The organism is Bacillus sp. P4_D3 (assembly GCF_056401855.1).
The window spans coordinates 1-914 of sequence record NZ_JBFUIN010001038.1 but is presented as its reverse complement, the minus strand read 5'-3'; the positions used below and the strand labels follow the sequence as shown (position 1 = coordinate 914).

The following is a 914-nucleotide window of genomic DNA, read 5'->3' as shown; positions in this document are numbered from 1 at the left end:
CTATTAAATACGTGTAAAAAAGTTACGAATAGTGATGCTGAATTCGTTTGGGTTGATGAATCATTTATGCATGAGAATAAAGTGCAGCCATGGACGAAAATGCCATTATGGCTTCCTGAAACTTTTGCATTAGAAGGTGAAACAGATCCGTGGAAAGGTGGATTCTCTATTAGTATCGAGAGTGCCGTTAAAGAAGGGCTTACTTTTAGAAGGTTAGAAGAGACAGTTAAAGACGTGTATGACTGGATGAAGAGTATGGATGAATGGGAATTAAAAGCAGGTATTTCAGTTGAAAGGGAGAAGGAATTGTTAGAAAAGTGGAATGGATAGTTTTTATAGATAATAGGGATGGAGAGAAATATGATAGATCAATTAAAAAAGGTTAGAAAAAGGACGATAATTTTAACGGTTATAATCCTCTTGCTAACTGTCATTCTCGTAAGAAATAGTACGTGGTATATCTCTCGTTCCTTTTCTTCTGAATTTTTTCAATTGCCGATGCCATTGGATAGTAAAGCAATTAAGGATTATGAGGTGGATGAGAAGAATTGGATTGAATTAGCAAATGGCGGTTATTGGGAAGTAGTAGCGAATCGAGTTATAGAAACGAAGCAATCGAAGGCAGAAGTAATCTCATTCTATCAAAAAATAGGAAAGTTAAAATATCCTAATTCTAACGTGGTCGGTGTAGAAATTCAGATATACTTTTTTGAGGATAGTGTGGAAATAGAAACTGATAAAGGAAATTATTACCGAGATAAAATGGGAGGAATTCGTTATGTAAGTGAATATGATATTAGAGCTATAAAGAAGGAAAAGCAACCTAGTGATCCAGAGACGATAACATATGTGATTCAAGTGCATACCCAATTTGATTATTGGTATAAACTTGATTGAACATGAGGGACTATAGG

The 914-nt window shown here is 34.8% G+C and carries 1 protein-coding gene and 1 pseudogene; both read left to right on the top strand.

Annotated features, from left to right (window positions below):
- Positions 1 to 330 (top strand): annotated as a pseudogene (locus AC1DTM_RS28990) (NAD-dependent dehydratase); the annotation flags it as partial.
- Between the two features lie 30 nt (positions 331 to 360).
- Complete coding sequence (locus AC1DTM_RS28985; RefSeq protein WP_016105273.1) at positions 361 to 897, top strand: hypothetical protein; 537 nt, start codon at positions 361 to 363, stop codon at positions 895 to 897.
- The last annotated feature ends 17 nt before the right edge of the window (positions 898 to 914 follow it).